Annotated in this window: 19 protein-coding genes and 1 pseudogene; 14 read left to right on the forward strand and 6 right to left on the reverse strand. The window is 59.3% G+C overall.

Annotation, left to right across the window (positions count from 1 at the left end; all coding sequences use genetic code 11):
• From EV561_RS37630 to EV561_RS26005, 8 genes are all read left to right on the forward strand, one after another.
• Positions 1-348 (forward strand): hypothetical protein (locus EV561_RS37630; RefSeq protein ID WP_207910602.1); only part of this gene is annotated, 348 nt, incomplete at its 5' end.
• Positions 349-782: 434 nt separating this feature from the next.
• Positions 783-1,850 carry a LacI family DNA-binding transcriptional regulator gene (locus EV561_RS25975; protein WP_132525945.1) on the forward strand — a complete coding sequence of 356 codons (1,068 nt, stop codon included), beginning with the start codon at positions 783-785 and terminating at the stop codon, positions 1,848-1,850.
• 12 nt (positions 1,851-1,862) lie between these two features.
• Entirely contained in the window at positions 1,863-2,624 is a 762-nt protein-coding gene (locus tag EV561_RS25980) for a glucosamine-6-phosphate deaminase (RefSeq protein ID WP_132525947.1), read from the forward strand.
• Positions 2,625-2,672: 48 nt separating this feature from the next.
• A complete protein-coding gene (locus tag EV561_RS25985) occupies positions 2,673-3,839 on the forward strand; it encodes an extracellular solute-binding protein (RefSeq protein ID WP_132525949.1) in 1,167 nt (388 codons plus the stop codon).
• A gap of 69 nt (positions 3,840-3,908) precedes the next feature.
• Positions 3,909-4,988 (forward strand): ABC transporter ATP-binding protein, encoded by a 1,080-nt coding sequence (locus tag EV561_RS25990; RefSeq protein WP_132525951.1) that lies wholly within the window; start codon positions 3,909-3,911, stop codon positions 4,986-4,988.
• Positions 4,976-5,875, forward strand: coding sequence for a sugar ABC transporter permease (locus EV561_RS25995; RefSeq protein ID WP_132525953.1), 900 nt, complete (start codon positions 4,976-4,978; stop codon positions 5,873-5,875). The genes EV561_RS25990 and EV561_RS25995 overlap by 13 nt, the downstream gene beginning before the upstream one ends.
• Positions 5,875-6,399, forward strand: coding sequence for a hypothetical protein (locus EV561_RS26000; RefSeq protein WP_132525955.1), 525 nt, complete (start codon positions 5,875-5,877; stop codon positions 6,397-6,399). The genes EV561_RS25995 and EV561_RS26000 overlap by 1 nt, the downstream gene beginning before the upstream one ends.
• Positions 6,400-6,455: 56 nt before the next feature.
• Positions 6,456-7,742: an AGE family epimerase/isomerase gene (locus tag EV561_RS26005; RefSeq protein WP_132525957.1), complete on the forward strand. Its 1,287-nt coding sequence runs from the start codon at positions 6,456-6,458 to the stop codon at positions 7,740-7,742.
• Positions 7,743-7,797: 55 nt separating this feature from the next.
• Here EV561_RS26005 and EV561_RS26010 read toward each other — a convergent pair.
• Positions 7,798-8,566, reverse strand: a pseudogene (locus EV561_RS26010) (IS6 family transposase).
• On the opposite strand from EV561_RS26010, the gene EV561_RS26015 reads away from it, so the two are divergent.
• Positions 8,553-8,873 (forward strand): SDR family oxidoreductase, encoded by a 321-nt coding sequence (locus EV561_RS26015; protein WP_281026134.1) that lies wholly within the window; start codon positions 8,553-8,555, stop codon positions 8,871-8,873. The pseudogene EV561_RS26010 and the gene EV561_RS26015 overlap by 14 nt on opposite strands.
• On the opposite strand, the gene EV561_RS26020 is transcribed toward EV561_RS26015, so the two are convergent.
• The 5 genes from EV561_RS26020 to EV561_RS26040 form a co-directional block, all read right to left on the reverse strand.
• Positions 8,870-10,465 (reverse strand): metallophosphoesterase family protein, encoded by a 1,596-nt coding sequence (locus EV561_RS26020; RefSeq protein ID WP_132525959.1) that lies wholly within the window; start codon positions 10,463-10,465, stop codon positions 8,870-8,872. The two genes, EV561_RS26015 and EV561_RS26020, sit on opposite strands and share 4 nt — an antisense overlap.
• A gap of 364 nt (positions 10,466-10,829) precedes the next feature.
• The gene (locus EV561_RS26025; protein WP_132525961.1) at positions 10,830-13,046 is read right to left on the reverse strand and encodes a trehalase family glycosidase; all 2,217 of its coding nucleotides are present in this window, start codon (positions 13,044-13,046) and stop codon (positions 10,830-10,832) included.
• Positions 13,047-13,049: 3 nt separating this feature from the next.
• Positions 13,050-15,722, reverse strand: a complete 2,673-nt coding sequence (locus tag EV561_RS26030) for a carbohydrate-binding protein (RefSeq protein WP_132525963.1) — start codon at positions 15,720-15,722, stop codon at positions 13,050-13,052.
• 8 nt (positions 15,723-15,730) lie between these two features.
• On the reverse strand, positions 15,731-19,207 hold the full coding sequence (locus EV561_RS26035; RefSeq protein ID WP_132525965.1) for a molybdopterin cofactor-binding domain-containing protein: 3,477 nt from the start codon (positions 19,205-19,207) through the stop codon (positions 15,731-15,733).
• Positions 19,200-19,742, reverse strand: coding sequence for a (2Fe-2S)-binding protein (locus EV561_RS26040; RefSeq protein WP_245512931.1), 543 nt, complete (start codon positions 19,740-19,742; stop codon positions 19,200-19,202). Before EV561_RS26040 ends, EV561_RS26035 begins: the two co-directional genes overlap by 8 nt.
• A 372-nt stretch (positions 19,743-20,114) precedes the next feature.
• Here EV561_RS26040 and EV561_RS26045 point away from each other — a divergent pair, with 372 nt between their 5' ends.
• The 5 genes from EV561_RS26045 (at position 20,115) to EV561_RS26065 (ending at position 24,586) form a co-directional block, all read left to right on the forward strand.
• Positions 20,115-21,245, forward strand: coding sequence for an FAD-dependent monooxygenase (locus tag EV561_RS26045; protein ID WP_132525969.1), 1,131 nt, complete (start codon positions 20,115-20,117; stop codon positions 21,243-21,245).
• Entirely contained in the window at positions 21,242-22,042 is an 801-nt protein-coding gene (locus EV561_RS26050) for an alpha/beta hydrolase (protein ID WP_132525971.1), read from the forward strand. The genes EV561_RS26045 and EV561_RS26050 overlap by 4 nt, the downstream gene beginning before the upstream one ends.
• A gap of 61 nt (positions 22,043-22,103) precedes the next feature.
• A complete protein-coding gene (locus EV561_RS26055; protein WP_132525973.1) occupies positions 22,104-22,856 on the forward strand; it encodes an Asp/Glu racemase in 753 nt (250 codons plus the stop codon).
• 11 nt (positions 22,857-22,867) lie between these two features.
• Complete coding sequence (locus tag EV561_RS26060) at positions 22,868-23,500, forward strand: N-carbamoylsarcosine amidohydrolase (RefSeq protein ID WP_132525975.1); 633 nt, start codon at positions 22,868-22,870, stop codon at positions 23,498-23,500.
• A 54-nt stretch (positions 23,501-23,554) separates the two neighbouring features.
• Positions 23,555-24,586 (forward strand): leucyl aminopeptidase, encoded by a 1,032-nt coding sequence (locus EV561_RS26065; protein WP_132525977.1) that lies wholly within the window; start codon positions 23,555-23,557, stop codon positions 24,584-24,586.
• Positions 24,587-24,674 lie beyond the last annotated feature (88 nt).

The raw sequence follows: 24,674 nt of genomic DNA on the forward strand, positions 1-24,674 counted from the left end.
ATATCGACGACCTGCTGCCCTTCAACTATAAAAAACAGACCGCATAAGCTGCCGCTTCAAGCCGATTTACGACGTGCACTGAAAAGCGCGCTTACCGTTGATCAGCTTGATTGCCCAGTTCATTGCGTCGATCTCGTCGCCGAGATGTTCGGCCAAATCCCCGGTAATGATTTCGATATCGGCCACAGGTATGTTGGCTTTGCTGTTGATGATCTTGATGGCGTCCGCACCAAACGCCTCGAATGCCGACGCCGTCCTGGCAAGGGTGTGATCGCCGATTTCGATATCGTCTTCCATGATTATCGCGGCGTCGAAGTTGCTTCGGGCAAGTGCGTCGAGACACTTTAGATGGCTTTGATAGCACCCGTATTCCGGCCAATTCGTCACCTTGAACTTCATCTTGCCGATACGATGGCGACGGCAGGCATTGGGCTTGAAAGGCATGATCTAACAGCTGGCGTGTTCCGACCCAAGCCGACTACTTCAGCGCTCATAAACAATCCGTGCACCAAGGCCAACCGCAAAGGGTACGCCAATCTTACTGTCCATGCCGATTGCGTTGCTTTGCGATTTGGTGAGAACAGAGACGAAGTGCGAATCGAGGTTGATTGACAAGACCAAAACCTCCCAGGCTAAAGATGCCCTCTGCTATTTCCTTCCAAGCACACCACCGTCAATGCCGAGGCGCCTTCAAATTATTCGAAGCATGCAAACAGTTTTAATTTGACAACTGATATGTAATCGGTTTCATTTACGATGAAATCGGTTACAAATGGCGATAAATGATCAAATCAGATAAAGCGCGCGCGGCGACGATCAGCATGGTGGCTGATGATGCAGGTGTGTCCAGAGCCACGGTTTCACGCGCGTTTTCAAATCCGGAACTGCTCACAAAAGAGACGGTGGAGAAAGTCAGGGCTTCCGCGATCCGCCTAGGCTACGTTCCGAACCAGGTGGCCCGGGCTCTAAGCACTGGCAGGTCCGGCAACATCGCCTTGATAGTCCCCGACATTGGCAATCCATTCTTCTCCGCTTTGATGCGAGGCGCTCAGGCTCAGGCTTATGCCCGCGGATACGCAACCTTCCTTGGGGACTCCGACGAAAACGAGGCTCTAGAAGATCTCCTGCTTGGAAAACTTGCGGCGCAGGTAGATGGATTTGTATTGGCGTCCCCCCGACTTGATGAGCAACGGATCCGTGCCCATGCCGCTTTGAAGCCTTTGGTCGTGATCAACCGGGATATCGCAGACATCTCCAGGATCCTTGTAGACACCGTCGGCAGCTTCACACAGGCGGTCAAGCACTTGGTCGAGCTGGGGCATACGACTATGGCTTATGTTGGAGGCCCGAAGGCGTCGTGGTCGAACCAGCAGCGTGCGCAAGCGGTCACCTCAGCCGCCCACCAATATGGCATAAGACTTGTCCTGATTGATGCCGTTCGCCCCTCTCATGAGGCTGGTCGCGCCTGCGTCGGATCGCTGCTGTCAACTGGAGCGACGGCAGTCCTCGCGATCGATGATCTTGTGGCGCAGGGGATAATTTCCGGCCTTGCGGCGCTAAACCTTTCGGTGCCGGGTGATATAAGTGTGGTGGGCTGCGACAACATTATCGCCACGACGATGTATCCATCGCTGACAACAGTCGACGCCCATTGTGCCGAGACCGGCGCGAAGGCCATCGATCTTCTCCTGCAAACCTTATCACAGCAATCTCAATCCCAGGACCGCAAAGTCATAAACGGCGAATTCATCGCTCGAGCATCAACGGGCCCACTGGCACACGGTGAGGAAGCTTTCACACGACGTTCAAAGGCAGCTGAAGTGATCGAGCAATTGGCAAACTCAAAATGAGACGGACGTAGAATGACCGAACTTAAACAATTTTCCACGAAGCCGGATGCCGGAAAAGCAGCCGCCGATGTTGGCGCTGCGGCGATCCGGACCGCGATTGAAACGAGGGGACGGGCAACCGTCGTGGTCGCAACGGGCGCTAGCCAGTTCGAAATGTTGGAAAGCCTGGTCCAGATGGACGGTGTCGACTGGTCCAAGGTGACGGCCTTTCATCTCGACGAGTACATTGGCATTTCGGACCATCACCCGGCAAGTTTCCGGCGGTATCTCAGGGAGCGGTTTACCTCTAAGCTTCCGACACTCGGCGCGTTCCACTTCATCAATGGCGATGTTGCCTTGCTCGACGACGAACTCGCTCGGCTGAATCGCACGCTCGACGCACACCCGATCGATATCACCTTCGCCGGCATCGGCGAAAATGGCCACCTTGCTTTCAATGATCCGCCAGCAGACTTCGAAGCGGCGGAAGCCTACAAGATTGTCAGCCTCGATGAACGCTGCCGACGGCAGCAATTCGGCGAGGGCTGGTTTTCTTCCTACGAGGATGTGCCCGAACGGGCCATATCGATGACCGTACAGCGCATTCTTTCCAGTGAAACACTGGTTCTGACGGTGCTCGATGAGCGTAAATCCGAGGCTGTCAAAGAAGCCTTAGAAGGGCCGATCAGCAATATCTGCCCGGCGTCGATCATTCAACAACATCCGAACTGCCATCTTTTCCTCGATATTCATGCGGCTCAAAGGCTCTCGAAGAAGCCCGCCGTGTGCGCATAACCAGCATCATTGGATGCTGGCTTTAAAACCTCAGAGTGGAGAACTGAAATGAACTACCTCAACTGGAGAGGCTGCCTTTTTGCGACCGGCACATTATTGTGCTCCGGCGTTGCGTTCGGTGCTTTAGCGCAACCGGTCGTTATTAACGTCATCGACGTTGCTGGAGATTTGCAGGTGAGCCAACCCGCGATCGAAAAATTTCAGGCCGAACATCCGGACCTCGTTTCCAAGTTTGTGTTCACCCAGGCGACGGCTCCCGAACTGGCCGGAAAGCTGAAGGCACAGCAGGATGCAGGTCATGTCGACATCGACTTCGTCCTGACCGGCAACGATGCTCTCGCCGCCGGCATGGAGCAGGGGATCTGGCTCGACATACTTCCGAAATATGAGGCAAAATTCCCGAATCTCAAGGAGCGCTACCTGCCGGGTGCCTACCTTATGCAGGAGATGGCCAAGGGTCAGGCGTTTGTGCTTGACTGGAATCCATCCGGACCCCTGCTCGAATATGCACCGGATCGCGTGAAAAAGATGCCTGATACCCCGGAAGCGCTGCTTGCGTGGTGCAAGGCCAATCCGGGACATTTCATGTATGCCCGTCCAGCCAATTCGGGCCCCGGCCGCACCTTTGTCATGGGCCTTCCTTATCTGCTTGGAGACAAAGATCCAAGCGATCCGATTAAGGGCTGGGACAAGACCTGGGCCTATCTCAAAGAGCTTGACGGCTGTATCGAATACTACACGAGCGGCACGACTGCATCAATGAAGGAGCTCGCGGACGGCACGCGAGACATCATCGCAACCTCGACCGGTTGGGATATCAACCCCCGCTATCTCGGGATCGTTCCTGAAGAGTATAAGATTGCCACCTTGAAGAATTTCCATTGGGTTGGCGACGCTGACTATATGGCCGTCCCCAAGGGTGTCTCCGAGGAAAAGCTGCCGGTTGTCCTTGACCTTATGGCTTATCTGCTAGAGCAGAAGCAGCAGGCCTACATGTACGACCACGGCTATATGTATCCAGGGCCGGCGATGAAGGGTGTGACGCTGGACATGGCGCCGCAGGACAGCCAGGACACGATCAATCAGTTCGGCCGCCCGGAATATAAAAGCCTCATCGACGACAATCCGACCGAGCCTCCGCTCGACAACAAGCAGCTTACCGCCATGTTCGACAAGTGGGATCGTGAGATCGGCGCTGCGAAGATGAAGAAATAGCTGGGATCGGGGCAGCTCGCCGCTGCCCCGGCTCGCGCATGTCGTCGGCTACACAAGGTTTGTATCGCAATGATAACGTCCTCGACCGAATTTCGCGAGGTGCGGCTCGAACGCATGAGCCGTCAGTTCGGCAACTACAACGCGCTTAAAGACATCTCCTTGACAGTCAACCGGGGCGAATTCATCTCGCTTCTGGGGCCGTCGGGCTGTGGTAAATCCACTGCATTGAACTGTCTTGCGGGCTTGCTACCGCTGAGCAGTGGCAGCCTTTGGCTCGATGACCGCCGTATCGACGTGCTGCGACCAGAGGAACGCGGCTTCGGCATGGTGTTCCAGAATTATGCTCTGTTTCCCCACATGAACGTCCGCAGGAATGTCGGCTTCGGTCTGCAGATGAAAAACGTGCCGCAGTCGGAAATGGATGCGCGCGTCGACGACGCGTTGGACGTCGTCCGTTTGCGATCCCAGGAGCTAAAGCTTCCGGGCCAACTGTCAGGCGGTCAGCAGCAACGCGTGGCGATCGCACGGGCGGTTGCGGTATCGCCACCTATTGTCTTGATGGACGAACCTCTCTCCAATCTCGACGCCAAGCTTCGCCTGGAAATGCGCGCCGAGATACGTCGCATTCATCGTGCGATCGGCTCCGCGACGATTTATGTGACACATGACCAGGACGAAGCGCTTTCGCTCTCCGACCGTATTGTCGTGATGAGAGAAGGTGAAGTCAGGCAGATCGGCACGCCGCACGAATTGTACGCCAGACCTGCGCATATCGATGTGGCGGAATTCATGGGATTTCGCAATGCGCTGGCTGGAACCGTCAAACGGAAATATGGTCTCGAGGTCGAGGTCGAATGCGATACAGGGGGAACATTGCGCGCGATGGCCGTCAATGCGGTCGAAGGCGGACGCGCCGTTGTAGCAATCCGGCCTGCAGACCTCCGCCCCAGTCTCGATGGAAAAATCTCGGCTGCGGTGACGAGCCTCGAGTATCGCGGTGAGGCCTATTTCGGAACGGCTCAAGGGGCTGTGAACCAGGAATTGTTTTTCCGGACCGAAGACCCAATTGCCGTCGGGGAGACAATCAAGCTGGACGCACCCTCGTTGAGAAGCCTTGCCTACCGGGGGACTGAAGAATGGAAGCCATAAAGCAGCCATCGACCCCGTTCACGAAGCGAGTGCCACTTTCCGAGCGCGGGATCGACGGGGTGACGCTGTTGCTTGTACCAGCTGCGTTGTTTCTCCTGGTCGTGTTCGTCTATCCGTTTCTCTACGGGTTGATGTTGTCGTTTTCCCCAAAGGACGGCGGTTGGCTCGGGAATTACCGGCATTTCTTTTCCGATCCATACCTCTATCGCACGATCTATCTGACGCTTATCCTGGCTGTACCTGTCACAGTCGTGAACCTGCTGCTCTCGATCCCTATCGCAATGCAAGTACGAAACATGAAGCGACAGAGGGTGCTGACGACGGTACTCGTCCTTCCCATTACGCTTGGCACAGTCCTCGTCGCAGAGGGGCTTCTGAACTACCTCGGCCCGCAGGGGTGGTTTAACCGAACGTTGATCTTGATTGGTCTCATCGATCGGCCGGTAAGGCTTGTACACAATTATATCGGCGTCTTCATTTCGTTGATCGTGACGGGATTCCCCCTCACCTTTCTGCTGACGCTCTCGATAATCTCAGGCATCGACCCGGCTTTGGAACAAGCCGCAGCGACCCTTGGCGCCAAGGCAAGGCAGCGGTTTCGACACATCGTATTGCCGCTGATCATACCCGGAGTGGCCGTAACGTTTTGTCTATCTTTCGTCGACGCCTTTTCCGTTTTCCCCTCGGCGGTCATGTTGGGTGCGCCAGCGGGAGAAACACGCGTCATATCGATCGCGGCGTCGCAGGCGGCATTCGAACAATATGATTATTCGTTTGCCTCCGCGATCGCGATGATCATGGCAGCAGTTCAGTTTGCGATCGTCTTGGTCATACTTGGAATGCGTGGGCTCTTCTACAAAGGCCCCGCCGGCGGGGGTAAGGGCTGATGCCAAATATCGAAAACGCCATGGAAAAAACCTGGGAAATCGCCGTTCGGATCACAGCGGGCTTCCTGGTTGTCAATATTTTGGCACTGATCGCCAGCGTGGTGGTGAACTCCCTTGGCACGCGGTGGCTCGGAACATGGCTACCCAACGCGCTGACGTTCCGCTGGTATGCTTCAGCGTGGAATGAGTTCCAGCTGACAGATGTTATGATCGTGACATTCGAAATCGCGGCAGCGGTGGTCATATTTTCCATTTTGTTGGGGGTTCCGGCTGCCTATGCCCTTGCACGCCGAGAATTTCCAGGAAAGCGGCTGGTCATGCTCCTCTTCATCCTGCCGCTGCTGGTTCCACCGATGACATTTGGCGTGCCGCTTGCCCGTCATTTGACCGGCCAGCCCGTACTTGTAGAGGACGGTCGCATGCCTACCATTCCTTTCACGGTCGTTCTTCTCATACCTTTTATCGAACAGATCGATCCACGGGTCGAAGCTGCAGCGCGTGTTTTCGGGGCCAGCGCTGTATAGGGCATTTTTAGGCCAATCGATGTCTAGATGGTTTAGTGTGAGAGCTTGTCGGATTAATGAAACGCAGCGCGATGATACCCGTGGATACAGGTTCCGGTAAGGTCGAAGGGGCATCGTCCCCACCACCTCTGATTTCAAACTGGCTGACCGAGCGCTTTCTGCCGGCGTGGTCAAAAATATTGACACAACGCGAGTCAGGCTTTCCGGAGGAGATTGACGCGAGGGGTCTCTGTGTAGATACCGGACAGCGAAGCACCATGGTCACCGCGCGTTTGGTCTATACACTGTGCCTGTGCCACGAACTCGATCCAAACGGTCGCTATCTCGACGCGGCGAAGAAGGGATATGCCTTTATGCTGGACGGCCGTCTGGACGACGGCACCTTTCCACATCGTCTTCCTGCTGACAGCCAAGCATTCGCTCAACGCGCAGATTTATATGACAGCGCTTTTATCTTGCTAGCGCTCGGCGCCTTTGCCCGGATCGCGGCAGATCCGAGATCGTTGCAGATCGCGCGTGAAGTTGCAGGCCACATCGACGGCCCATATCTCGATGACGGTGCATATGTGGGAGAGCCGTGCCTCCAACTGCAATTTCCCTATATGCATCTGTTTGAGGCGTGCGAATTGCTTGCTCGGTTGGATCCGGTCGGAGACTGGGCCCGCCGATCACGACAGATCCTTGATCTTCTCGAAAGACGGCTCGTCTTGCCAAGCGGAGCGATTGCCGAGAAGTACGATCGCTCGTGGTCCCTTCCGCAAGACACTGGCCAGGTCCAGATAGAGATCGGCCATCAATTCGAGTGGGCATGGCTTCTTTACCGCCATTCAGCGATGACACGTTCATCCTCTGCAAAGACGCTTGCCGACGGCTTGTTTGATTTTGCGATGCAGACGATTTCCTGGTCTGGTAGCGAGATCAATCCGTTTCCAAACGGCGTCAATCCAGATGGAAAACCAACGTCCGACGAGCGGCCATTGTGGCCTGCCACAGAGATGCTGCGTGCTTCCACCTTGCGAGACCGACTGGACGGTGGTCCCTCAAAAACCAGCGACGCCATCGTCCGATTCCTATTCCGGCACTATCTCAACCGTGAAACGCTATGCTGGGCGAACGATCTGGGTGCGATACATGGAAAACCTCCCTCGCCGATGCCGACCCGGGTGCTCTATCACTTAATACCATCACTGGCTGCATACGCTCAAACCAAGGAAGCCGCCTTCGCAACCAGTTTACTTCTGGAGGCAACATGCTCCGAAAATACGGTCAGGCCGAATTTTGGCGACGGCAATAGGCTTGAAGGTGATGTCAGGTTAAGTTCTCAAAGCCTGCCAATTGCGTGACGGCTCTGTTGCAAGAATTACGATTGGCTGTGAAGAGTACCTTCGTACGCCTCAGTCACGCGAATTTGGCGTCGAGATTCTGCTCAAGCATTGCAACAACCTCGGTGAGCACGCTAGGCCCAATTCCGAAGGCCCGTTCAACGATGCGAGCCTCTCCGCGAATGTCGTCGGTCAAGTTGAAGATCGCAGCCTGGCCCTTGCGTAGAGCGCGCATGACCTCGAACCCCTTGATCGTCGCATAGGCCGTTTTCAACGTCTTGAATCCTCGAACTGGCTTGATCAGCTGTTTGAGCTTACCATGATCCGCCTCGACCACGTTGTTCAGATACTTGACCTGCCGGTGCACAAGCTCTTTTGGGCATTTGCCGTCGGCCTTCAGTTCCGAGATCGCGATGCCGTAGGTCGGCGCCTTGTCGGTGTTGATAACTGTTGGCTTTTCCCAATCCTTCAAGCCATTCAGAGCCTTGCCGAGAAATCGCTTGGCTGCTTTGGCATTGCGCGTCGGCGACAGATAGAAATCGATCGTGTTGCCGAACTTATCGACAGCCCGATATAGAATATGTCCATTTGCCGCGAACCTTCACATAGGTTTCATCGACCCTCCAGCTCGTTGATCGGGGGCGCCGCCAGTGCCAGCGCAGCCGTTTTTCAATCTCTGGCGCATATTTCTGGACCCAGCGATAAATCGTGGAATGATCGACGGACACACCGCGCTCGCCCATCATCTGTTCGAGATCGCGGTAGCTTACCCCGTAGCGGCAATACCAGCGCACCGCCCACAAAATCACCTCGCCCTGAAAATGCCGCCACTTGAAATCGCTCATCAAAAATCTCGTTGAAAATCGTCTGCCCAAAATCGAGCATCACCGAGGTTTTTGCAACAGAGCCTTCGAGAGAGTGATCAAATGGGCGATGGAAGGCTTCAGCCGGTGTATGGCCCTGGAGTTCGCAGCGCATGGAATCCGCGTCAATACGCTTTGTCCGACCTTCACCGAGACGCCCATGACGACGCCACAAGCCCCGGCCACGTCCTCCTCATTCATGCCGTCGATGTACAGTCCGCGAATTGTGCAGCTTGGTGGTGGCAAGCCGTGTGCTGCCATCTGGTGGCAAGGCCGCCCATATCCTTAATCTCGCCGCGGACGGCGCAGCGTGAAACTCTCGAACGGCGCGATCTGACCATCCTGGCCCACCACGTCGTAATAGGTCACCTTCATGGTGGTGAGATCGCCCTGATGGGCGCCGGGGTCGACGTCGAAGGCGGCGAAGCCGTAGGCGTGGGCGGCGTTGCGCACGGCCGACCAGGTCGCATCCTCTGCCATGTAGATCGGCGGGCGCTTGCCGGTGGTGGGATTCTTGTCGCCCACGCCCATGATCACGCGACAGCAGGGCGGGTTGAAGAAAAGTTCGTTGGAGGGCACGGAGGTGCCGCCGCCGCCGATCACCATATGCACGGTTCCCTTGGTCGTGTCGATCGCGTCGGTGGCGGTACCGACCGGGATCGGCGTCAGCGTCTTGTTGTTCTGCTGGCCGCGGATGGGGTGAGAGCGCTCATAGTGGTGCTCATGACCGCAGACCACCAAGTCCACGCCATATGTGTCGAACAGCGGCAGCCATTCCTCGCGGATGCCGAGATCGGCGCCGTTGAACTTGTCGGCGGTTGAAACGGCAACCTGGTGCATGCAAACCACGAGCCAGTCGATGTCCTTGTCGTTGCGGGCTGCGGCGAGTTCCTTCTCGAGCCATGCTTTCTGAGCGCCGTCGGAATAGCCGCGTACATAGGAATCGCCGCCATCCTGGTAGCAGACATCGTCATTGGCAATGGCGATCACCCGCACCGAGCCGGCTGTAAAGCTGTACCAAAGCCCATGCGTCACCTCGGTTTGACCGTCAGCGGCTGGCAAGGAAAAATAGGTCTGATAGGCTTTGTAGCCGATCGGCCCGTTGCCGAGTTCGTTCTCGTGGTTGCCAGGCGAAGGCATCCACGGGCGGTTGCGGGCGCTGCGGGTGTTGTTGTTCCAGAAATCCCACCAGGTTCGCACGCGGTCCTGGGCGAGGTTGGCGTAGCACAGGTCCCCGTTGAACAGGTGGAAGAGGGGGCGCAGGCGCTCGACGCCGAGCGTGGTGTCGCCTGCCGATGGCGAACCGAGATTGTCGTTGATATAGGTGACGCCTTGCAGCGTAACGCCCGCCGGCGGGTGGAAGACCTTGCCGAGGGTCGGTGTGCCCTGGTCACCGAAGCTGGTGAAGGTAAGGGGCTTACGACCGCGCGGTGAGGTGCGGAAAGTACCGAATTGCGGCTCGGCGCCGTCGTGCAGCGCGGCGTAGAGATAGGCGGCATCCGCGTCGAGCCCGCCGACCTTTGCATGCCAAGCATAGACCGTCTGGTTTGATTTGCCGTCGACATAGCTGGATTCGACAGCAACGACCGTTTGTTCGAGCTTGCCGTCGAGCCGGCCGATCAAGACGCGCGGCTGCTTCACCGGCTGCAGCGTATGCCAGGAGACCACCATCTCGGCGGACGCATCGGCGCCGAACTGAAGGTGGAGTCCCGCCACCGGGGGCGTTTCCACCGCATTCGTCAAACCAGTAACAGTCGATGTCGGCGCATTCTCTTCAGCGCTGGCAAACGACGCTGTCAGCAGCACCCCGGTGCCGATGCCGGCGGCGGTTAGCAGTCTGCGGCGGCTGATATCAAAGTTCTGATCGCTGTCCGGTTTCATGGCGAGGCGCTCCGGCGAGGTGGGGTCCCTCTTGCTACCGCGAGACTGTGACCATGGCGCGACAATCTGGCTGCAACCCCGCCTTTGCCTCGCGGATGAGCGCCAACGAGGTTAGTTAATCGTTTTAATCAAAGGATGTTGATTTCCATTGCGAAATGCCCCCTTTTCCATTCCGCGCCAGGCTTGTCTAAAACCCGCTATGGCCTTGAAAAGACTGACTAAAGATTCGCCAAAACGGGTCGTTGCTTGACAGAGACAGTGATCAAATCTTGGCGGAAATCAGCAACCTCTTATTGCGAGGCGTGAACCCGGAAAATCCAGCTCCCATTGGCTCTTATCTGGCTAAGGACGCTCATCAACGGGTCTATGCGGACGCCGGCCTGAGGAAGAGTTCGAACGTGCGTGGTTCAGAAGAGCCGGTAATGGCTACGATCAGCCCCCCATTCTCTTGCTTGGTGGGCACCGTGACCCCATCGATATAGGCAGCGATCACATCGCTTGAAACGACCGATGGAAAGGCAATGTCTCCACCCACGTCGAGGGCGGCGATAGCCATGCGAATGTGGCTCGGTCCAAAGGACAAGCAAGACATTCGAAGCCTGAGGCTGGTCTCCAGAATAAGTTTGCCGTTCACCGAGAGGAACAGGCGACCTTCCGAAATCCTGACGCTGAGCGGCCCGGCCGGAGATACGATCGGGCCGAGCATCGTATTCTGCTGTTGGTTGCTGATCGCCCATCCGGTCCACGGATCGACATCGACGACATCGCTCATTGCCATCAGTGGCAGCAGGCCTGCCCATATATAGAAGGGATCGGTATCTCCCTGATCCATGGCCTCACCGGTCACGGCGTTGTAGTTCTCGGCGGCGATCCGCGTCCCTTCCCAGGACTTCAGGAACAGCTTGCGTGACTGCTCCATCAGCGTCCGGGCCTGCGGCTCAAGGCCATATCGCTTCAGGCCGAGCCAGACCAGATAGTTGACATTCGGCCAGATGCGGCCGCGCCAATAGACGTTCTCGGCATAGGCCGGATCGTTGCGGGTGGCGTTCGGCAAGCCGAACTCGCCGGCAAAATGGCTTTCGTCCTGAAGATGATCGATCAGATGACGGGCCTGCTCGTCGCTCGCAGCGCCGCACAGCAGCGGATAGAAGCTGGTCGGCGATAGCGACTTGACGAAGGCGCCTGAACGCTGGCGGTTGGCGAAGATCTTGCGCTCATCGTCCCAGAGTTCTTTGCGAATTCGCTGGCGCAGCCCAGCTGCGATCGCCTTGAAGTCTTCGGCGTCATTAGTCTTCCCCAGAACGGCCGCGAGCTTTGCGAGCATTTCGGCATCGAGCGCCACGACGCAGTTCAGGCCGAGATCGAAAGTCGAGAGCGAGCGGGTCTTTGGATCGTAGGCCGCCTCGTCATGGGTCGCAGAATTGTCCATACCCGTTTCGTTGCGGGCGCCGAAGGCTGTGCCCTTGTAAAGCGATTCGCCGACGTCAGATGTGCCGCAGGAGATCATGCCGCGGCCTTCCGGGTCGCGATTGTCCCACCACCAGCGGTGGGCGCGGGCGACGACGTCGTAGCTTGCTTCGATGATCGATCGCTCGCCGCTGCGCTGATAGAGATCCCAGATGACAAGCGAGCCGAGCGGCGGCTGTGTGCGGTCGACCCACGCGTCGTTCGAGGTGACGATACAGGCGACGTTGCCTTGCGGGGTGACGCCGGCGAAGGCGGCTGCGAGGTTTTCGCGGGCGATGTCCATGTCGAACAGGCCGGAAAGAAGAGCGGCATAAGTCTGGTCGTTGTACCAGACGGCAAATTTGCCGAGGTTCCAGATGCGGGTGACGGCCGTGTAAGGCCGGTTGTTGGTCTCGTCCCAGATCGTATTCCAGCCAACGATATCGCGAACCGCGGCAAGGAATGTGTCGGTTTCACCGGGTGCGGGTGCTGCTTTTTGGGCAAGGGCGGCCCGCGCCTTCTCGATGGCGAGATCGGCACGGTCTGCGACGGCGGCCGAATAGCTGCCGTCGCGCATCATTTCGAGATTGAAGCGCAGGCCGATCACCGGAGCGGCGCTGCTTCGGCTGCCGAGATAGAAATAGCCGTTCGCCTCGAAATCCTGACGCAGATCGGCAATGCTGTCATGGCCGGTGACTTGTACCGGGCTCTCTGCGCTGACGACGGCGACAAATCGTTGGCCGATCTTGATGAGGGCGGCGCCGGCTGCCTCATCGTAGGTGACCTCGGCGCCATCGGCCGAGATTGCCAACGTGACCCAGAAGCGCAACCCCCACTCGCCGCTTGTCAGCGCTTTCCAGCCGCCGGTTACGACGAAGGGGTCGGGTTTGCGCCAGTGGAAGGAGAGGGCGGTGCCGGTATGGTCGGTCTCGAGCGATACTTCCGAACCGTCGAGTTCGTGCCGTCCCAGGCGAACGGCGTCATGGCGGGGCTCGATGGTCGATGTCTTCCGGCTGCGGCTCGAATACAGCACCGGTGTCAGGCGCACGCCCAGCGGCAGGAATACCATCTCGGCCGGCCGGTCGCTCCAGGTGTTCCAGGCGCGGTTGAGGGGAATGGTCGTGTGCTGAGGCATGTCTTAATGTCCCGAGAAGAAGAGAATGGGAGGCGCGCCGAGCCCTGCGGGATCGTTCTTGCCGCCTTTGAACGGCGTGTCGGCATAATAGGCATTTGCCGCCGTGGAAGAGACGGAAATTTCCAGCAGATGATTGCCTGGTTCGAGCTCGCCGAGATCAAAGCGATAGGGGCGCCAGCCGCGCCGGCCCGATGGGCGACCATCGATGCTGACGCTGGCGGCGGTATGCACGACGGGCAGCTCCAGCTGCCAACTGCCGGGATGGGTCGTGGTGATCACCCGCGAGTAGGTTGCCGTACCGGAGATGGCTTCAAACCCCTGCGCATCCCATCCGCAATCGACGCGGATATCGATCGTCCCAGGGCTGCCCTCGAAGCGCAACGTCCATCGGTCGGAAAGGGCGATGCTCCTGCTATCCACGCGATTAAGGCCAGATGGTGGCAAGGCAAGCCTGCTGCCGGCCGTCAGGCTCGGGCCAAGCCGCAGGCAGATCAGTTCATGGGGTTCGAGGCTGATCGACAGATGCGAGGAGGCGCCATGCCGGAACTCGGTGCCATCGGCGCAATCCCATGATGCGATGTCGAAGTCTGAGCTCAGTGCGAAATCTTCTGTTGCAGGTTGCGCGCTATCGTTGAACAGAGCCAATCTCCAGCCCGTCGCATCCTCTCCCAACCAGCGCCAGAATTTCGGCATGGCATCCGTTCGAAGAATGGGCCCTCGTTGACCGAAGGTTGACTGCAATGCCTCGGCATCAGCGTCGGTGGGCAGTCTGTCTAGTTTGGTCGTCGAAGGATCGTCGACCGCGCTCCCGCCCTCGACTGGGACGAAACGGCGGTGGCAGCCGGATGACCAAACGATGCCTCCGGCAGCTCTGAAGCGTTCAAGCGAGTGGATGGCCTCGGGGCCGCCAATTGTCGTGACCGCGGGCAGGATGACGGCGTCGAATATCTGACCGCTGATTTCGATCAGCGCTCCATCGATCGAAGCGTTTGCCAGCGCAGCCTCGGAAACGAAGAGGAAATCGATACGCTTTTCCAGAAGCGCTCTGCACCAGGCGCCGACATGTTCTGCATGAATGTGTCTTGGCCCTTCCGCCAGGGCGGTGTGGAGCGGATAGAAAATCGCGACGCGCGTCAGCGGCCGTGCTGGCTCGATGAAGGCCGATAGCCTTGCGGTCTCGTCTGCCAGCAAGTCATGAAACGGCCACCACGGCTCGAAATTGATACCGGGCGCGAAGTCGAAGCGGGGGTTGACGAATGGTCGTGGCTCCGCAGTCCCATCCGATGTGTAGAGCCCGTGCCAGATGGATTGACGCATGCCGAGAAAGTGCATGCGGATCAGATGCGTCCGTAGGGTTTCGAGCGTCAATTCCCATTGCCCGGCGGCTCTCAGCGATGTGCGCTCCGCGGTCGCGTAGGTCTCCAGCATGCAGCGGCTTCGCCCGTTGGCGCGCGCGACCGAATCCGCAAGCTTTGGCGAGAGCTGTGGCATGAAGTTGTTGGCATCCGCCGCGGTCAGATCGCGATAGGTATCGATGCCGAAGAAATCGACGGCCGGGGCGATGCGCGGATCGATCCCTTTGAAGGTGCCGTTGAGGTCGAAACTGCCGACATGCGGAAGAATTTCGTGGCCGGTCAGCAGCAACTTCTTTTCCTGCGCCCAGGCCCGCAGAGTGCCGAAGAAGGCGTCGTTCATCTGCTGGGACAGGGCATCGTAGGTCTTGGCGCGAATGACGGCCGTTTCAGGCCCGATGTCCCGCACCAGCGAAAGAAGGGCAACTGCGAGAGGCTGACCTGTCCGCCGGCGAAGTGATTGGGCGAGGGCGGCCGAGAATGGCAGGCTGTTTTCGAGATTTCCGGTCTTCTGTTTCCAGCTGTAGAAGCCGGCGGCTGGCTGGTCGTAGAAAATCTGATCGACCGGATCCGGCAAAAGACCGTCGAGCGCGGAAACCAGCGGCTCCAATCCATGGGTGACGAAGGCTTCAGCAGCTTCCGGCAGCAGATAGTTGATGATGCGGGAGGTGCGGCTGCGGGCGCTGATGAAAATGGTGATCCCGGACCCGGCCGGGATCTCACCTGCTATGCGAAACGCGCAATGGTCATCGCCGCTATCGGTAATTTCGATGGATCCGGAAAATACCAATGCCTCGCCGATGGATGTCATGCCGCCAGAGGGGTGGAGAGCGACGCCCTCGACCTTCCAGTCGCACCAGGCAGGGCGTCCCTCGTCATAATGCCAGTCGAGGATGTCCTTGCCCATTCCCGAGGTCCAGGAGGTGACGATGCCGCTGATCTCACCGGTCTGGTCCGAGGTCTCGCTCCAGAACAGATGCCGTTCGCGAAGTTCGTCACGGCCTTTGACGGTGCGTCCGGCCGCCTGGCCGCTGATCCAGTTATAGTCGTCGTAAATGCCGATGCGCAGGCCGAGTGTCCTGGCGACTTCGACGGCGTCCCTGTAGGCCGTGGTGAACCGGCGCGAGAGATAGTCCTCCCGCGGCATCGCCAGCCTGGCCTGGATGTAGATCCTGCCAAAGCCCTTGGCGACAAAGTCCGCGAGCTGCAGGCGCGTCAGCTCGCCAGAGGGGATCGAATGCCAGAACCAATAGGCGGCCGGCCGGAATTCCGAGCCGGGCGACTGGAAGCTCTGATTGGTCGATATCTCTTGGCGTGATGGCATCGGCATGCTCAATGTCCGGAAGTGCGCGCTTTGGCAAGGCTGCCGTTGATATTGGTCCAGGCCGGCTCGTCAGGCGCAAAGCGGGCGCGCAGATAGGCAACGAGATCCTCGACTGCGCTATCGCTCAGCGTATCTTTGAACGCTGGCATCGACATCGTCTCCGGCGAATGCCGTGCCTTCATCTCCGCCGGCGCCTCGGCGCCTGCGAGAATGGCTTGAATGACGTTGTCCGATGTCCCAGCGTGAAGGTTGGTGTTCAGCGCAAGGGATGCCAGCGCCGCGTTGCCGCTATGGCAGGCGGCGCAGGCACCTTCGAAGATCCGCTGGCCGCGGGGTGATGCCGCAAAAGCGGTTTGTTCGGCTGCATCGGCCTTTGCAATGGCCTGGGCGGCATCGGCGTCCGGATCGGCCGATGTCTCCTGCTTGTTCAGTCTGGCAAGATAGCTTGCCATCGCCCGGATGTCCTGGTCAGGCAGTGGTTCCAGCGCCTTGACCACGTGACCCATCGGCCCCAGAGCACTACCATGGTTGGCCGCGCTGCCTTTGCGGAGATAGTCATAAAGCGACGCCTCGGTCCACTGGACCGGAGCCTTGCCCGAACCGTCCAGCGCCGGGGCGTGCCAGCCGTCGGCAAAGCCGCCTGCAAGGTGAGACTGACCCGACATCTCGGCGCCGAGCGCATTTCGGGGCGAGTGACAGGCCGAACAGTGACCCAGCGTTTCCACGAGGTAGGCGCCTCTGTTCCAGACGGCGTCCTTGTCAGGCTGAAACTGCATTACGCTGCGCTGATGGAAGAGCGCGTTCCAGCCGGCCATCAGCGGGCGGATATTGAAGGGAAAGGAGAGCTTCGTCTCCGGTACCGTTGTCTCCACCGGCGGCTGGTTCATGAGATAGGCGTAGAGGGCCTGTAGGTCCGCGTCTTCGGCGCCTGCGAAAGACGTGTAGGGATGTGCAGGATAGAGGCGATGGCCATCCCGGCTGACCCCGTTGCGCATTGCCCGCTCGAAGGCCGGATAGGACCAGGCGCCGATCCCGCCGGTCACGTCGGGACTGATATTGCTGGCATAGATCGTGCCGAACGGGGTCTCCAGGGCCCGGCCGCCACCGAAGGCGCGTCCGTCATCAGAGACGTGGCAAACATCGCAGGCGCCGATGGCAGCGGCGAGCCGACCACGCTCGATGGTCGCTGAAGAAAAGACGTTGGCGTCCGGGCGGCTGATCGAAGCAATGCTTGGTTGCCACGGCGAGAGCAGTTGAAGAAACCCGCCGGCAACGGCAGCAATACCTGCCGTGCCAAGCGAGAACTGCCACCATTTGCGGGCCTGCTTGGGAGGATCGACCTGCTTGGGGGTGACATTGCCCAGTCCCGCAAGGACGGCTTCTGGCGTCAGCGGCAGCTCGCGGAATCGTACGCCGGTCGCGTCATAGACGGCATTGGCAATGGCCGCAGCACTCGGGACCGATGCCGACTCGCCGACGCCGAGCGGCGGATCGTTCGGCCGGTCGAGCATCAGAACGTCGATATCAGGCACCTCAGGGAAGGTGATGATCGGATAACCGCCCCATTCCTTCGACAGAACGGCAGTATCTGAGAACTCGACCTTTTCCTTGAGGACCCGGCTGGTCGACTGGATGACATTGCCGTGGATCTGGTGGCGGACGCCATCCGGATTGATCATCAGGCCGGCATCCTGGCCGCAGGTCACCTTGGTGATCGCGATCTCACCCGTCTTCTTGTTGACCGCGACATCGGCAACCCAGGCCGCCCATGCGGCGGCCGTTCCCGGGAATTTCCCGTGGACATAGACGGCATAGGCAAAGCCGCGCCCATAGAGAAGATCGCCTTCGCCGCCCAGGGTGCCCCAGGTTGTGTGCGGCTGCCATTTTGCCCGTTCGGCCACCGCGCGCACCAGTTCGCTGGCGCGCTGGTCGGGCAGGTAACGGAGCCGGTACTCGATCGGATCGACCTGAGCGGCGGCTGCCAGCTCGTCGATGTAGCATTCATGCGCGAAGGTATTCGGCATCGCCGAGACGCCGCGAAACCAAGAGGCGCGGGCAATCGGCGGCATGTCGTGAACCGTCACCCGGAGATTGCCATAGGCGTAAGGTGGGATCGCGGTTCGATCGCCCATCTGCATCACGTCGGCCACGGGAGCGACCTTGCCGGTCAGAATCAGGGCGAGCGTCGGCGAGAGATTGGAGGGGTAGCGCGTCTCGAAATCATAAGCCGCCGGGCCGCCTTCCGTATCGATGCCGCCGCGGACATCCATGACCTGGGCGGCACCCTTGGGCTCCCAGGCATGTTCCTGGTCGCGGGTCAGCTGTACACGAACAGGCGCGCCGACCGCGCGCGACAGGAGCGCCGCGTCGGCGGTCACGTCGTCGGCACAGTTCCTGCCGTAGCAGCCTGCAGCTTCAAGCCGCTCGACGACGATCTGTTCTTCGGAAATATCCATCAGCAACGCGAGATCGCGCCGGATCGGATAGGGGTTCTGCGTTCCCGACCAGACCGTCAGGTGATCATTCTCGAAGTGCGCAACGGCGCAGGACGGGCCGATCGAGCCGTGCATCTGATAGGGCCAGATATAGGTGCGGTTCATCGCCGAAGGCATGCCTTCCAGCGCCAGATCGACATTGCCGCGATCGATCAGCTGCCTCGGCGTCGAGGGATTCGTTCGCAGCGCAATCTCCGGTCGGTTCAGGTCGGGCCGCCGCGCCGGAGCCAGCCATTCGACCTTCAGCGCGTTCATCGCGGCGATTGCGTTTTCTTCGCGGGTCGCGACGACACCGACGAAATCGCCAACGACGACGACCGCCACAAGGCCATCGATATGTGCGACCGAGGTCTCGTCGACGGAAACAAAGCTCGAGCCGACATTGCTGCCATGGTCGAAGCCGGCATAGGGCGGTCTGATAACGCGGCCGTGCAGCATGCCCGCGACGCGAACGTCGTGCACGAAAGTCCAGGCGCCAACCGCTTTCAGCGGGATGTCGACACGAGATTGCGATTTGCCGACCAACCGGTAGTCCGCGATGCGCTTCAGTACGACACCGGGATCATGCGCCAGATGCTCATCGAGACCATCGACTACCTCGCCATAGCTGATGGAAACATTCCGCTCTCCGTCGCAGAATATGATGCCGTCTTCCACTTTGAGCTCCGCATCCTCGATGCCGAGAACGGCCCGCGCCCGTGCAAGCAGGAAGCGCCGGGCGGTCGCTGCCGCCTGCCGAAGGGGAACGGCGGTGACCTGAATGGTTTCGCTGGCAATGGTGGCGCCCTGGTCCGGCCCGCCGACGGTGCTGCCGAGCACCATCTCGACGCTCTCGAACGCGACATCCAACTCTTCGGCGACGATCTGGGCAAGGGATGTGCGGATCCCCGTGCCGAGGTCGACATGGCCGTTGAAGGCGACGATGCGGCCGTCGTCGTGAATGACCAGAAACAAGGGGCCATCCAGCGTCGTGGAATGAACGCTAAGCATTCGCCTCTCCGTAATCTGCTTCGCTGCTTGCCAGCTCTTCGTCCGGACCTTCCGGCGAATTTGCGGTCCTTGAGAGCATCAAGGCACGCCTGGCGGCGGCTAGAATTTCATGGTGCGTGCCGCAGCGGCAGAGGCTGTGTTCGAGGGCGCGCCTGATCTGATCATCGTCGGCATTCGGCTCGCGCAGGGCGAGCGCAGCAACCGTGATAATCATGCCGTTCAGGCAATAGCCGCACTGGGCGGCGTTCTCTTCGATGAAGGCCTGCTGTACCGGGTGCAGCGAGGCGCTATCCCCAAGGCCCTCAAGCGTGACCACACTCCGGCTCTGCACGGCGGTTACCGGAACCACGCAAGAGCGGACAGCGCGTCCGTCGATCAGCACGGCGCAGGCGCCGCACTCGCCAAGCCCGCAGCCGAATTTCGGGCCGTTGAGGGCGAGGTCGTTGCGCAGGATGTAAAGCAGCGGGGTTTTCGGATCGCAGCAGACCGTGTGCTGTGCGTCATTCACTCTGATCGATATTGACGATGCGCTCACGTGAGGATCGCTCCCGCGGCATGCCATTCGCTGCACCGGTCGGGGAGGGCGATTGTGGCAAAATCGATTGCCAGATCTAGCATCCCAGTCTCCATGGCCGGCTTTCGCCGCCTGATATTCGCTGCCTTTGCGGCCGGATCGACCGATATCGCGAAGGAGCGCGTTCCCTTTTTATTTAATAGCGTATACACTGATTTAAGATGGATCGCCTGTCAACAGGCCGGTCGACCAAATTTCCAATAGCCGTGCCGTGTCTGTTGCGAAGTAAGAATGTCTTGATCTTCGAAATCTCGCTTGCAATAAATAGTGTATACGCTTAATCTGGCCGAAACTGATGGCGATGCAATGCCAGCCAGAAAAGGGGAGCAGCTTATGGGAAAACAGAAGATTGCCATTATCGGTGCCGGCCTCGGCGGTGCGGTGGCCGGGTCGCTGCTTCAGCATTCCGGTTTTGATGTTGACGTCTATGAGCAGGCGCCGACTTTCTCGCGTCTTGGGGCCGGGATTCACATGGGCCCGAACGTGCTCAAGATCTTCGAGCGCATCGGCGTTGCCGAAAAAGTGGTGTCGATCAGCAGCACGCCGACGTTCTGGCTGAGCCGCGACGGCATTTCGGGCGAGTATCTCTCGCGCATCCCTCTGGAAGGCTATGGCCATACCTATTGCACGGTTCATCGCGGCGACCTGCAGGCACTGCAGTGCGACACGCTGCAGGACGGCACTCTTCACTTCGGCAAGAAGCTTGCGACGATCGAAGACACCGGCAGTGACGTTCACATGACCTTCGAGGACGGCACCTCGGCGAGCGCCGACATCGTTATCGGTGCCGACGGCATCAATTCGAAGATTCGCGAGACGCTGCTCGGCTTCGAAAAGCCCAACTATAGCGGCTGGGTCGGACATCGCGCGCTGATCAATGCGGAGCGGCTGAAGAAGTACGATCTCGAATTCGAAGACTGTGTGAAGTGGTGGGGTCCGGACCGTCACATGATGGTCTATTTCACCACCAGCCGGAAAGACGAATATTATTATGTTACCGGCGTTCCACACGACGCGTGGGAGTTCGAAACGGCATTCGTCGACAGCAGCCGCGAAGAAATGCATGCGGCATTTCCGGGCTATCACCCTGTCATCGAAGCGCTGATCGACAGCACCGAGACGGTCACCAAGTGGCCGCTCTTCAACCGCAATCCGCTGCCGATCTGGAGTCAGGGCAGGCTGGTGATGCTGGGCGATGCCTGCCACCCGATGAAGCCGCACATGGCGCAGGGTGCGGCGATGGCGATCGAAGATGCCGCGATGTTGACCCGTTGCCTGCTGGAGACCGGAATCTCCGACTACGCGACCGCCTTCAAACTCTATGAGGTCAACCGGCGTGACCGGGCGACGCGTGTTCAAGTGGTTTCCAACGCCAATACGTTCCTCCTGACGCAGGAAGACCCCTCCTGGGTCTACGGCTACGACGTCTACGCCGAACCGCTGCGCACGGAGAATGCAGCATGAACGGCCGGTTTCTCTATGGAGCGAATCTCTTCGCCAATGGCATCCGCCAGCACTACCTCCGCTACGGCGGCAAGGGCCCCGTGGTCGTCCTGGTTCCCGGTATAACGTCGCCGGCGATCACCTGGGGCTTCGTTGCCGAAAGGCTGGCGCTGCGCCATGACGTCTATGTTCTCGACGTTCGCGGGCGTGGCCTCTCGTCGACCGGCCCCGAACTCGACTACGGTCTCGATGCGATGGCGGATGACGTCATTGCTTTTGCCGGCGAGCTCGGGTTGAAGCATCCGGCCATACTCGGACATTCCATGGGCGCACGTATCGCGATGCGGGCGTCCAACCGTTCGCCAAGCGTCTTCAGCCGCCTGGCGCTGATCGATCCGCCTGTCTCCGGTCCTGGTCGTCGTCCGTACCCGAGCAAGCTGCCTTGGTATACCGATTCGATCGACCTTGCCGAGAAGGGCATGGATGGCGAGGCGATGAAGGCGTTTTGCCCAACCTGGACCGAGGAGCAGCTGCAACTGCGCGCCGAATGGCTCCACACCTGCTATGCGCCCGGGATCATCAAGGCGTTCAACGATTTCCACGACATCGATATCCTGCCCGATTTCGGCAAGCTGACCGTTCCGGCCATGCTCATGGTTGCCGGCCGCGGCGGCGTCATCCAGGCGGCGGACGAAGAGGAGATCAAAGGTCTCAATCCCTCGCTGCAGATCGCCCATGCTCAGAATGCCGGCCACATGATCCCCTGGGACGACCTTGAAGGCTTTTTCGTCGCGCTCGGCGACTTCCTGATCCAGTGACTTTTCCATAACGCGGCAGCCGCGTCATCGCTTTTTTGAACGCATTGTAAAAGGACAAGCCGTGCAAAAGGTCTATCGCATTGGTCAAATCGTGCCGAGCTCCAACACCACGATGGAGACGGAAATCCCCGCGATGCTGCTCGCAAGGCAGTCGATCCGCCCGGAACGATTCACCTTCCACTCCAGCCGCATGCGGATGAAGACGGTCAAGAAGGACGAGCTGGCGGCGATGGACGCGGAATCCGATCGCTGCGCGCTCGAGCTTTCCGACGCGCAGGTCGATGTTCTCGGTTACGCGTGCCTCGTCGCGATCATGGCGATGGGTCATGGCTATCACCGCGAATCCGAGACGCGCCTTCGGGGCCGCACGGTTGAGAACGGCGCGAACACGCCCGTCGTCACCAGCGCCGGTGCGCTTGTCGAAGCGCTGAAGGTCATGAAGGCGAAGCGGATCGCGGTGGTCGCGCCCTATATGAAGCCGCTCACCGAACTGGTCGTCGATTATATCAGGAACGAAGGTTTCGAAGTCGGTGACTGGCGCGCCCTTGAAATCCCGGACAATCTCGCCGTTGGCCGTCATGATCCGCAGAACCTGCCTGAGATCGTTGCCGGTCTCGATCTGACCGGTGTCGATGTGATCGTGCTGTCGGCCTGCGTGCAGATGCCGTCGCTGGCCGCCATCGCCAAGGTGGAAGCGATGACCGGCAAGCCCGTCTTAACCGCGGCGGTTGCCACGACCTACTTCATGCTGAAGTCGCTGGATCTCGAACCGGTGGTCCCCGGTGCGGGCGCGCTGCTATCAGGCGCATACTAGGGAGCTCTAAGATGGAGACAGCCGAAGCGAACTATCAGGGTGTGTGGGGCAACAGGATCGGCTTCGGCCGGTCCCCTGCGCTGCTCGTTATCGATTTTCTGAAGGCCTATACGATCGAGGGCGCGCCTCTCTATGCGCCCGGTGTCGTCGATGCCGTTGCGCAGACGCCAGAACTCATCGAAGCCGCTCGCAAGGCCGGCATTCCGGTCATTCACACCCGCATTCTGTATCTGGCGGAAAATTGCGCCGACGGCGGTATGTGGGTGAAGAAGTCGCCAGTGATGAAGGCGATGGTTGAGGGTAACGTGCTTGCAGAGTTCTGCAACGAGGTTGAGCCCGCCAGGAACGAGTTGGTGGTCGTCAAGCAGTATGCCAGCGCTTTCTTCGGGACCAGCCTTGCCTCGCATCTCCATGCGCAGGGCATCGATACTGTCATCATGGCGGGTTGCTCGACCAGCGGATGCATTCGCGCCAGTGCAGTGGATGCAGTTCAGCACGGTTTTCGAGCGATCGTGGTGCGCGACTGCGTCGGCGACCGGCATCCCGATCCGCACAATGCGAACCTTTTCGATATCGACAGCAAATATGGCGATGTCGTCGCAAAGGCGGAGGCGATCGCAGAAATCGCCAAGGCCAAAGCCTGACTTTCCGTAACGATACGAGGCATTGCAGTCCTCAAGCAATAAAAGGGAACGAGCATGGATCAGTTCAGCTTCACGGAAATCTGCCTGCATCAGTTGAAAATGTCAGGCGTTCACGAGGGCGAAAAGCTTATCGTCCTGACCCAGGGTAACGAACGCCTCGATTATGCCGATGCTTTCATGGCCGCGGGCATGCGCCTCGGCGCAAAAATGTATCATATGCGGTTGCCGCCGGTTCCGCCGGCAGGTGCATGGGCCGTCGGCCAGACCGGACTGGCAGCCATGCCTGATGCGGTGGAAGCTCTTAAGGCAGCAGACATGGTCATCGATTGTATCTTCCTGCTTTTCAGCCCGGAGCAGATGGCGATCCAGGCATCCGGCACGCGCATTCTGACGGCGGTAGAGCCGCCGGAACTTCTCGCCCGTATGCTGCCGACGAAGGAACTGCGTGAGCGTGTCGAATTTGCCGGCGAGCTTCTGTCCAAGGCGAAGGTGATGCGCATCACCTCCGAGCACGGTACGGACGTCACCTACAAGCTCAACACTTATCCTGCGATCACCGAATACGCATGCACGGATGAGCCAGGCCGTTGGGACCACTGGCCATCGGGTTTCGTGTTCACCGGCGGTGACGACGACGGCGTCGATGGCACGATTGTCGTTGCTCCGGGGGACATCCTGCTGCCGCAGAACATCTATGTCCGCGATCCGATCATCTATACCATTGAAAACGGCTGGATCACCGATATTCGTGGCGGTCTCGATGCTGAACTCGTGAAGTCCTACATGGCCGGTTTCAACGATCCGCGCGGCATGGGCATGAGCCATGTCGGCTGGGGCCTCAATCAGAACGCCAAGTGGCATCGCATGGTGCCTGGCGAATTCCCGGGCGGCATGGGCATGGAGGCGCGCTCATTCTATGGCAACGTGATGTTCTCCACCGGTCCGAACAACGAGCTGGGCGGCCCGAACGATACGGCTTGCCATCTCGACATTCCGATGCGTAATTGCAGCCTCTTCTTGGATGATGAGCCCATGGTCCTGAAGGGCGAAATCGCCGTCAAGGAAATGCAGCATACGTTCGGGTAAACATCAGCCACCGACCGCATGATGGTGACGCGGCTGTACCAGCATGCTGGTGCAGCCGTTTTTCGATCGGCTTCAGCTGATGTCGAGG

Origin of the sequence: Rhizobium sp. BK376 (assembly GCF_004341625.1) — a bacterium.
Lineage (GTDB): Bacteria > Pseudomonadota > Alphaproteobacteria > Rhizobiales > Rhizobiaceae > Rhizobium.

Bases quoted from the DNA above. Each gene is read 5' to 3' on its own strand.
- EV561_RS25975 (WP_132525945.1), top strand. From the start codon at position 783: ATGATCAAATCAGATAAAGCGCGCGCGGCGACGATCAGCATGGTGGCT.
- EV561_RS25980 (WP_132525947.1), top strand. From the start codon at position 1,863: ATGACCGAACTTAAACAATTTTCCACGAAGCCGGATGCCGGAAAAGCA.
- EV561_RS25985 (WP_132525949.1), top strand. From the start codon at position 2,673: ATGAACTACCTCAACTGGAGAGGCTGCCTTTTTGCGACCGGCACATTA.
- EV561_RS25990 (WP_132525951.1), top strand. From the start codon at position 3,909: ATGATAACGTCCTCGACCGAATTTCGCGAGGTGCGGCTCGAACGCATG.
- EV561_RS25995 (WP_132525953.1), top strand. From the start codon at position 4,976: ATGGAAGCCATAAAGCAGCCATCGACCCCGTTCACGAAGCGAGTGCCA.
- EV561_RS26000 (WP_132525955.1), top strand. From the start codon at position 5,875: ATGCCAAATATCGAAAACGCCATGGAAAAAACCTGGGAAATCGCCGTT.
- EV561_RS26005 (WP_132525957.1), top strand. From the start codon at position 6,456: ATGAAACGCAGCGCGATGATACCCGTGGATACAGGTTCCGGTAAGGTC.
- EV561_RS26020 (WP_132525959.1), bottom strand. From the start codon at position 10,465: ATGAAACCGGACAGCGATCAGAACTTTGATATCAGCCGCCGCAGACTG.
- EV561_RS26025 (WP_132525961.1), bottom strand. From the start codon at position 13,046: ATGCCTCAGCACACGACCATTCCCCTCAACCGCGCCTGGAACACCTGG.
- EV561_RS26030 (WP_132525963.1), bottom strand. From the start codon at position 15,722: ATGCCATCACGCCAAGAGATATCGACCAATCAGAGCTTCCAGTCGCCC.
- EV561_RS26035 (WP_132525965.1), bottom strand. From the start codon at position 19,207: ATGCTTAGCGTTCATTCCACGACGCTGGATGGCCCCTTGTTTCTGGTC.
- EV561_RS26045 (WP_132525969.1), top strand. From the start codon at position 20,115: ATGGGAAAACAGAAGATTGCCATTATCGGTGCCGGCCTCGGCGGTGCG.
- EV561_RS26050 (WP_132525971.1), top strand. From the start codon at position 21,242: ATGAACGGCCGGTTTCTCTATGGAGCGAATCTCTTCGCCAATGGCATC.
- EV561_RS26060 (WP_132525975.1), top strand. From the start codon at position 22,868: ATGGAGACAGCCGAAGCGAACTATCAGGGTGTGTGGGGCAACAGGATC.
- EV561_RS26065 (WP_132525977.1), top strand. From the start codon at position 23,555: ATGGATCAGTTCAGCTTCACGGAAATCTGCCTGCATCAGTTGAAAATG.